The organism is Shinella sp. M31 (assembly GCF_049199205.1).
GTDB lineage: Bacteria > Pseudomonadota > Alphaproteobacteria > Rhizobiales > Rhizobiaceae > Shinella.
In genome coordinates, this window is sequence record NZ_JBLZPH010000015.1 from 76,835 (window position 1) to 85,845 (window position 9,011).

Below are 9,011 nucleotides of genomic sequence, written 5' to 3' on the forward strand. Positions count from 1 at the left end.
CCGGCTGGTAGGTTCGGCTTCAAAAGAAGGTTCGGGTGGGATCAATGTGTAATGAGACGGACGGCGCAACCCTTTTGTTCGACCGCTTGGCGATATTGCCAAAGCCGACATCTCCCGTTGAGGTTCGCGAGCGCTTGATGGACCTTTTGCGCCGTGATCTGGTCGGCGCGCATCCGGACCTCGATCCTGATCTCGATCGGGAGATTATTTCCGGCACCAGCCCCTCCACCTGGTATCTCACCGGCTTCCTCGCCCCGCGTCGCAAGGAAAGCCGCGAACGCCGCGCCGAAAGGATTCTCGGAAATGGTGCTGCTGACGAAGAAAAGGCGGAAGCCCAACTCGATGCGTTGCGTTCGGCCGAGGGCATGGAGCTGGGCGTACCCGGCCCAGGCAACGCCGCCGATGACGGCGCGAGCGAACGGCCGCCGATGCGCTCCTTCGTTCCCTCTTCGCTGGGATTGACGGTGCTGCTGTCGCCTACGGTCAAATCGCTTCAAGCGCGCGTCACTTGGGGCGATTACGTCACCGAACCGCCTCTCAACAAAGCCGTGTTTCTCCTCGACGAAAGAGAGAAGGCTGTCCAAGCCGGTGAGCAGCCGAAGGAGCCACCCAAGAGTTCGCTGGATTGGCGCAGGATTCCGCGTGAGGAACGTGTGACCATCGATCTGGCCGCTTTGCAGGAGGGTATTCCCCAGCGCATTGTGGTGCCCGAGAGTTCGGCTCCACAGGTGCCTGGCGGCGGTCTTGAGCTGGTGATCACCGTTCGACAGGCCCAGACGGCGGGCATCGATGGCGTCAGGGATGGTGTTCTGGCCGTCTCCGTATTTCTGGTGAACGCCCGCCCAGAAACCTATCGCCGCTTCGGCGACATCGCCTTTTGTTTCCAGGCCCGGCTCGAACTGCAAACCACTGATGGCTTCGTACCCCGCGATGACCGCGCATCTTACGATGCCAACGATCCCGACGAACGTCTGGCTGACCTCCATTACCGCGATGTCTGCTCCTTTGCCGTCGGCCACAACACCTCTGCCGACTGGTGCGCGCCCGATGAGAACGGCCGGATCGCCACCGTCTTCACCAATCCCATTCCCTGCCAGGCGGTGGAAAAGCTCGGTGCCGACATCGATGTGCCAGGCGTCGAACGGCGGATGGAAGAACTGGAACAGGCTGCGGCGAATGCTGTAAGCCTCAAGTCGGCGCTCTCCACCCTGCCGGTTGAATACGCTAAATGGGCCATAGAGCAGGATGGGCTGATCAGCGAGGTTTCCGGAACCCGTCGTCAGGCCGTGGCACGAGACTGTCTAGTAAAAATTCGCGAGGCCTGTCGCCGCATCGAAGGTGGCATCGATCGGCTGGTGTATGACTCCGCAAGCCGTGAAGCCTTTCGCATCATGAACAAGGTCATGGCACGCTCAAACCGCCAGCGCGCTGCGGCAGACAACAAGAAGCCGCTGGCCGAGCAGCGGACGCCGACCTGGCGCTTGTTCCAGCTCGCCTTCATTCTCTTGAACCTGGATGGGTTGGCTGATCCCGGCCATGAGGATCGACCGATCGTCGATCTACTTTTCTTCCCGACCGGTGGCGGCAAGACGGAAGCCTATTTGGGCCTCGCGGCCTTCGCCATTGCCCGCCGCCGTTTGGCCAATCCGGGCCTGGAGGGCGCAGGGCTATCTGTCGTCATGCGCTACACGCTCCGGCTTTTGACGCTCGACCAGCTGCAACGTGCCGCTGGCCTTGTCTGCGCACTCGAGCTGGAGCGAAAAGGCAATCTGGAACTCGGCAGCTGGCCCATCGAGATTGGTCTGTGGGTGGGAGGAGGTGCGACCCCGAACACGCTCGGCGACGCCAAGAACAAAAACCCGAGTACGGCAGTTTCCTGGTTGGCGGATCATCGCAGCCGAAACGGGCCGGCACCGGCCCCGATGAAGAACTGCCCCTGGTGTGGCGAACGCTTCAACAAGAACAGTTTCCAGATTCATCCAAACCTGACCAAGCCGGAACGCCTGGACATTCGTTGCGACAATCTGGATTGCGAATTTTCAGGCGCTGACCGTCTACCGATCGTGGTGGTCGATGATGAGATTTACCGTCGTCTGCCAGCCTTCATGATCGCGACTGTCGACAAGTTTGCCAGCGTCCCCTGGGAAGGTCGCGCGGGCGCATTCTTCGGCCATGTAACCCGCTCGGATTATTCCGGGTTCTACGGTGCCGGTGAAACAGAGGGCACTCGCATGTCGCGGGAACTGCGCCCCATCGACCTGATCATCCAGGACGAACTGCATCTGATCTCCGGACCACTCGGCACCATCGCCGGCCTTTACGAAACGGCATTCGATCTGCTCGCCTCGCGCCAGATCAACGGCGAGCGTCGCGGCCCGAAGATCGTTGCGTCCACGGCAACCGTTCGACGGGCGGAAACCCAGATCAAGAACCTCTTCGGCCGCTCGAAGACGGCGATCTTCCCGCCGCCCGGCATCAGCCGCCACGGCTCCTTCTTTGCGAAGGTCGACCGGGAATCGCCATCGCGCGTCTATGCCGGAATTGCATCGCCAGGCCGTGGCCCGAAACTTGTTTACCTGCGCGCGCTGCAGACCATCCTCTCCGGTGCCGCAGCCCTTTCAACAGGGAAAGACAACGACCCCGCTGATCCCTATCTCACGGCTCTCTGCTACTTCAATGCCCTGCGAGAACTTGGGGGAGCACGCCGTATCGTCGAGGATGAGGTACGAGCACATCTGACCAGCTACGGTAGCAGCCGTGTCCGCAAACAACCGAGTGGACAGCCGTTCGCCGATCGAGCATTGCGTGAAGTGCAGGAGCTGACTTCGCGTTACAGCACCGACCAAGTATCGGAGGCACGGACGCGGCTAGGCTATCCGGTGCTAGACAAGAACGCCGTCGACGTAGCCTTGGCAACCAACATGATTTCTGTCGGCCTGGATATCGGCCGTCTTGGTCTGATGGTTGTGCAAGGTCAGCCGAAAACGGCTGCCGAATATATTCAGGCGACATCCCGCGTCGGCCGTGAAGCCTCCAAGCCCGGGTTCGTCATCACACTTCTCAACATCCACAAGCCTCGAGACCGAACGCATTACGAACAGTTCCGCGCATTCCACATGAGCTTCTACCGTGCCGTCGAGGCCACAAGCGTCACGCCGTTCTCTCCTCGGGCATTGGACCGGGCGCTAGCAGCAACACTCGTTGCCGCCGCGCGCCATGTGGAGCCTGACCTCAGCCAGAACGACTCTGTCACGCGGATGGGCGACAATTCCGCTGCGTATACGGCTGTCCGTAAGATCGTCGAAGAAAAGATGGCGACCGCGAACGTCGAGCAGGAACTGGTCGACCGGTGCCTTGCCCGCCTCGATGAGTTGCGCGACGCGTGGATATCGATAGCTGACAGACAGACAGAAAACGGGGATCGTTTCGTCTACGCGAAAGCGGAGCCGGTGCAGCGCCTGTTGCAAGACACCTTGGGCCTACGCGGAAACAATTTCTTCGTCGCTGCCCGATCCATGCGCGATACCGAACCGGTCGCACTGCTGAAAATCAGAAGGCCTGACGGCCGCATTTTCGAGTAGCGAGAAGAACCATGGCAGACATCACACAAAGCTTCAGCCAATTGCTCCTGACTTACGGGCCAGGCGCTATGCTCGACCTCCCGGATCAGGCTGTGATCGTGTCGGGGTTGCAGGGGTGGCGCTACGGTCCCAACATGAAGACGGTGGCGGAAGATCGCTTGATTGCTCTTCTCCGTGATCAGCTGGGGGACAAGCTGAGCCCCACCTTCTCCGGCCTCCGCCAGCCACCGGAGCAGGACGAGGAGAGACGCGATGACCGCGCTCCTGGGGTAGAGGTATTGCTCTTTCCGAGCTGGTTTACCGTCGACGAAGATGAGGATGCTTCCGGTGGTGGCGGGGATCAAGCCTCTGCTGCCCTCGAGAAGCGCCGACGAATGGTGGAGTTCGACCACCTAACGGTGACCAAGGGGGGCAAGCTCTCCTACAAAGATGATCGTGGCAAACGCCGGGAAGTGAACCCGATCCGTTTCGTGGCCGCCTGCACGAAGGGGCACCTGCAGGACATCGGTTGGCGATACCTGGCTCATCGCAATGGGGATCAAACGTGTAGAAAGCCAATGTACTGGGTTGAGCGCGGTGTAAGCTCTGACCCGTCGGACATATCCGTCCGCTGCACATGCGGTGCCATGCTGACCATGGCCGACCTCTACAAGCCCAAGTTCTTGGGCACCTGTCGATCAGAGAGCCCTTGGCTCCAGCCGCAAAGGCTTCATGACGAGGAATGTGGCATTGACCTACGTTTGCTGCCGCGATCCGCAACCAACACATATTTTGCTCAGACCGTTACAGTGATCTCGCTGACGAACTCGGATGACCGGGTCCGCCAAACGGTTCAGGAACATCGAGCAACCATCGACTCAATTCGGCCGCTACCAAATTTCATCGATATCCTGCGTAGTTTGCCTCATACCAAGGACGCGTTCGCGGAGTTTTCAGATGAAGAGATTTTGCGCGCACTGGATGAAGAGACCGGGGATGCGACGACGTCCGCTAATCCCAGAGTCGCAGAGTTTGACATCTTGGCCTCCGGCACTCGTTTCATTGGACATGACGGCCCGTCGTCTCATCTTTTCGCAGAAACATTGCCGTTGAACGAACTGCGTCTGGATCAGCCGTGGCGAGATTTCTTGTCGGGGGTCGTCAAGGTTCATCGGCTACGCGAAGTAACTTGCCTGTATGGTTTCACGCGCCTGGAGCCACCGCCCACGGCCGCCGAAAGCGAGTTGGATGAAATACAGCTCGCAGTTGACGGTGCCGATCTTGCGAGGAATGTCGAGTGGCTCCCGGCTATCGAGCAATTCGGCGAAGGTATCTTTCTCCACGTTAATCCGGAACATATGAATCGTTGGCGAAGCCAGCTCGCGGTGGACGATCGGACGCGTGTGTTGAGAGAGGGGGAATCTCGTGAGGCCGAGAGGTTCGTTCGACCTCCTTCGCATTTAGGAATAGCCTACTGGGCGCTACATTCGCTTTCCCACGCACTGATGTCCGAACTCTCGCTAGAATGCGGCTATCCGCTTTCCTCGCTAAAAGAGCGGGTTTATTCCAGCGGTGCCGGTCAGACAGATCGGTATGGGCTGCTGATATACACATCAACGGCTGGCGGACAGGGAACGCTCGGGGGGCTGAGCGGCATGGCTCACCGCGTCGGCGAATTGCTGAGCCGAGCAATGAAACGGCTTGACCTATGTTCAAACGATCCGATTTGTGCGGAGCATGCGCCCAACGGCGATCATGATGATCGACATCTTCATGGCGCGGCATGTCACGCCTGCCTTCTCATCCCTGAGACGTCGTGCGAGGCTCGGAATACGAGGCTCGACCGGGGTTTGCTTGTGCCGACGGTGGTTGCTTCCAATTATGCGTGTTTCGAAATCCTCCGGGGGTAATGTGGGCGTGTTTTATCCGCATATCGCCTAAAGTTTATAGACCGTTTCGAAGGTCACCATTTCAATATTCGCGATTGCTATCGATAGTACCTCCCGGATCAATCAGATGAAAAAATCAATCAAATTAGCAATCAATGCGTTTCCCTCTGTGCCCGCGAAGTTGCAGCGGCACGATGATGCGACCAAGTCTGTGACTGAGCTCAGCGTTGATCTCGCGGACCTATATCTCCATCATTTCTTTGACAAGTGGGAGAGGATTCCGCCAAATCCAGACCCGGTGCACTTCGATCATGTTCGCTACTTAATGCCGACACCAGATTTTCGGTTCCAACGGAATGGATTAGGAGCCTCGACAACGTCTCGCGGCAACACGTCAAACGAGCTTGGGCACGCATTTTGCCGCTGGTTTTTGGCAGAGAAGCTCGACATTACCTATATCGCCCACCTCGAACACGTACGTGACCATGGCACATTAGCATCCAGGGGCGGCGTTTCCGTTCAAACTGACAACACCACGAAAGGTGACGCTCCAGACTATTTCTGCGCCGACGGCGGCGGGGCCGTGTCCCTCGCCGAAGCAAAGGGGACGAGCCGCGCAGTCGGTTTCAAAAGCGCGGATTTCAAAAGGTGGCGAAACCAGTTTAAGAGAGTTAAGGTCCTTGACGTCGCTGGGAAGCCGTTGCGGGTCAAGGGTTACATAGTGGCAACACGTTGGGCCACAGAGCAAAATAGTCCCGCGGTTTACACGAAGTTGTCTGCTGAAGACCCTGAAACGGTCGGTGACCCAGAATTCCGCGATGAAGATGGCCGCGTAGCAGTAGCGGTCAAAGCCGTCCATTACGGATCGACGTTTTTGAAGCTTGGTCAACCCCTTATTGCCGCGGCCTTAATAAGCGGATTTTTGCTGCCGAGCGATCTCAAGTTCGAGTTTGCTGTGTGGGAATGCCTTCACCCTGCGCTGGCAAGCGTAAAGTTTGTGGGCGGCTATTTCCCCACCGACACAAGGGCAGCTCAACCGTATTTCGATTTCGGCAGGAAACCGGTGATATCTCCCCCAAACCTGCTGAGACTTGATGTAAGTGGGGGGACCTTTTTCGGAGTCGAAGAGCAAACCGCGCGATCCCTGATAAAAGCGGCGAAAACGGACTTCATAAACCTCACCGGCCTGCGTCCTCTTGATCAATGGCAGGGGGAGGTCAGTGGAATGAGCTTTCTTCGAGACGGGCACATAATAGGACCTGTAAACATCTTTAGGCCCGTCGCGATCATCTCGGTGTAGGACAATACTGGGTTTGCCGGTCCGGCTGCGGGCTCCTAAAGACTATCCGTAACAAAATCTCGTATGTCTTTCACTGAGGCGACATAGCCTTCAACCGTCCCTTTACGCAGTGACTGGGTTCCGTGATTTCCTTGGCCGCCGATCACTTCGTTTCGATCAGCCTTGTGGACGATGTTATGGCGACGCGCGATCATCTCGTGCAGTTTTCCGAAATTCCTGGCTTCAACTGCATCTTGAGCTATGCCGCACTGCTTGAGGGCAGTTTTCACCTCGCCAAGGTCATTGAAACTCTGATACCTGTCCAGGTAACTTTTGACGACATCTCTGATCACCTCATCGACCAATCGCCCTTTTGATGATGCAAGTTCACCGAGAGAGATTTTTTGAATTCCCCGCTTACTGCCATTTGGAAACATATAGTTGTTCAGAACCTCTGGCGGATAGGTGTCGATTTTCCAGACCATAAGCGACCTCAAGTAGTCTTCGAGCCCCGCGTGCAGGAGGACTAGCGCACCGCGCAGTATGTCAGTGTCTTGAACACGACGTCGGCCCGGTTTCTCCGGGCCGTATAGGGAGACAAGATTTTCTACGCGGGTTAGGTTCTCGTTGAGCAGATCGGTTATCGGGCCCAGCATAACTTACCGTTTTCCAGCTAAAAAGATGCGTTCTCACGAGGGCATTTTGTCAACCACGACGATACTATAAGAGAGGCCGACCAAAACCTGCAACTGCGACCGAACAAGACATTTACAATCCGGTCAGTCGTTTGTGCCGTCCGCGGTGGAATGGGAATGCCTGAGTAGGAAATAGCCTCCGTTGTTGCCGAAGATGTCCTTGGCACCCCCAAGCACCTTGCTTGCGATATAATGTTCGGGGTTATTGTTGCGGAGCTGCAAACCGCGTGCCTGCATTTCAATCCAGAGCTCATCACGTCGGATCGGTCTGTTGTTCCGGTCCTTCAGAATCGCTGTTGCCAAATCGATGATGAGTTGGCGCTGGGAGGTACCTGCTTGATCGCGTGCCGGCCGGGGTTGCTCGTTTATGGACCTCGGCGATTTTGCTAGAGACACGCCGCCACTACGAGGGGGTACGTTCCCTCTTGCGGCTGAGAGGATGTAGCGCTTGGATTCCTCCGCTCGCTGTATCTCGTGCTCGACCCGCTCCAGTTCAGTCTCGATGCGATCACGCTCATTCCGCAAGCGCTGAATGTCCAAGTCGATGTTGCGGAGTACGTCCTCAAGAGTGCCTTGCGCGTTGGACATTCCATCTCCTCGCCGCAGCCGATTCTGGCTACGAAAAATCAGTCATTCAAGATTCCGTTAACACGGCCACCGAGGCTTTGCCATCGCGGCGGAGACGTACTCACCTGATTTCTGTGGCACATAATGCCGTACCTCTTTGCATTCTGGGGCGCGTGCCGCCTGCGAGTCCGCGTCCATTCATCGTGCGTACACATCGATCGCTTGCTTGAACGTGTACGTTAAACTGCTAGTGTGCCCGCGCGGACGATTCGTCCATAAACGCAAAGCGGCACGTGCGCTAACACGTGCCGCCGATGTCATCCGAATCCCTTCCACCAAGAAAGGAGCGAATATGTAAATTTCTATCCCGGCGTTTTGCCTCCTGCAACAGTGAACCGGTCACGATCCGCGTCAGCGGCGTTGAAAACCTGTAACTTGGGTTTCGGATAGCGACTTCGAGTGTCTTGGGCCAGTTCCACGGGTCAATCGCGTACAACGACCGATTTCAGCAGGGCATTTTTCGCATCACTTCGCTACATGCGCGGTCGTCGATGCGCGGCCGTGCTCGCCATGACAATGCACGTTGTCGTCCGAGAGTGAGGCTTCAAGATGAATGGTTCACACGCACTTTCAAAGGCTTTCCAATCAACTGCGCGTACCCTTATAGGGGGACAGAATGTACGGGAAGTCTGTCAATGTGCACGTCGCGGTGCACTGGTGTTTGGCCGCGTCCCATACCGATCGGAGGTGTCTCTTGTGTCCCCCTTGCAACGGGGACCTCGACCCCAAAATTCGTCGGAAGAACGCACACAGAGCGTTGCGTCTTGAAGAAATGGAGAAAAACATGGCGCGCCTAAAGTATCCTTCCAATAGACTGTTGATTGCCACTGAGAACTGACCCGGCGTTTCCACCGAGAATTGACCCGCCTATTAGGTATGTTTCGGGTCTGCGGTCGTGGTCAAGTTTCTCGTTTTCTCCTTTGTCGTTTTGGGCTCGTGCGCTGAGCTGTTCTTGAAGCGG

General features: G+C 57.1%; 5 protein-coding genes. 3 read left to right on the plus strand and 2 right to left on the minus strand.

What is annotated here, in order from left to right:
- Window positions 1-44 precede the first annotated feature (44 nt).
- The 3 genes from drmA to ACOZKU_RS03120 all read left to right on the plus strand — a co-directional run bounded on the left by drmA (window position 45) and on the right by ACOZKU_RS03120 (window position 6,749).
- Window positions 45-3,581 carry a DISARM system helicase DrmA gene (gene drmA, locus ACOZKU_RS03110; RefSeq protein ID WP_421577617.1) on the plus strand — a complete coding sequence of 1,179 codons (3,537 nt, stop codon included), beginning with the start codon at window positions 45-47 and terminating at the stop codon, window positions 3,579-3,581.
- 11 nt (window positions 3,582-3,592) lie between these two features.
- The gene (gene drmB / locus ACOZKU_RS03115) at window positions 3,593-5,470 is read left to right on the plus strand and encodes a DrmB family protein (protein WP_421577618.1); all 1,878 of its coding nucleotides are present in this window, start codon (window positions 3,593-3,595) and stop codon (window positions 5,468-5,470) included.
- A 106-nt stretch (window positions 5,471-5,576) separates the two neighbouring features.
- The gene (locus ACOZKU_RS03120; protein ID WP_421577619.1) at window positions 5,577-6,749 is read left to right on the plus strand and encodes a hypothetical protein; all 1,173 of its coding nucleotides are present in this window, start codon (window positions 5,577-5,579) and stop codon (window positions 6,747-6,749) included.
- A 35-nt stretch (window positions 6,750-6,784) separates the two neighbouring features.
- Here the strand turns inward: ACOZKU_RS03120 and ACOZKU_RS03125 are convergent, their stop codons facing one another.
- Complete coding sequence (locus tag ACOZKU_RS03125) at window positions 6,785-7,384, minus strand: HEPN domain-containing protein (protein ID WP_421577620.1); 600 nt, start codon at window positions 7,382-7,384, stop codon at window positions 6,785-6,787.
- A gap of 123 nt (window positions 7,385-7,507) precedes the next feature.
- Window positions 7,508-8,011: a hypothetical protein gene (locus ACOZKU_RS03130; protein ID WP_421577621.1), complete on the minus strand. Its 504-nt coding sequence runs from the start codon at window positions 8,009-8,011 to the stop codon at window positions 7,508-7,510.
- Between the last annotated feature and the right edge of the window lie 1,000 nt (window positions 8,012-9,011).

Excerpts from the sequence above, each read along its gene's own strand:
- drmB (WP_421577618.1), top strand. The coding sequence starts at position 3,593 with ATGGCAGACATCACACAAAGCTTCAGCCAATTGCTCCTGACTTACGGG.
- drmA (WP_421577617.1), top strand. The coding sequence starts at position 45 with ATGTGTAATGAGACGGACGGCGCAACCCTTTTGTTCGACCGCTTGGCG.
- ACOZKU_RS03130 (WP_421577621.1), bottom strand. The coding sequence starts at position 8,011 with ATGTCCAACGCGCAAGGCACTCTTGAGGACGTACTCCGCAACATCGAC.
- ACOZKU_RS03125 (WP_421577620.1), bottom strand. The coding sequence starts at position 7,384 with ATGCTGGGCCCGATAACCGATCTGCTCAACGAGAACCTAACCCGCGTA.
- ACOZKU_RS03120 (WP_421577619.1), top strand. The coding sequence starts at position 5,577 with ATGAAAAAATCAATCAAATTAGCAATCAATGCGTTTCCCTCTGTGCCC.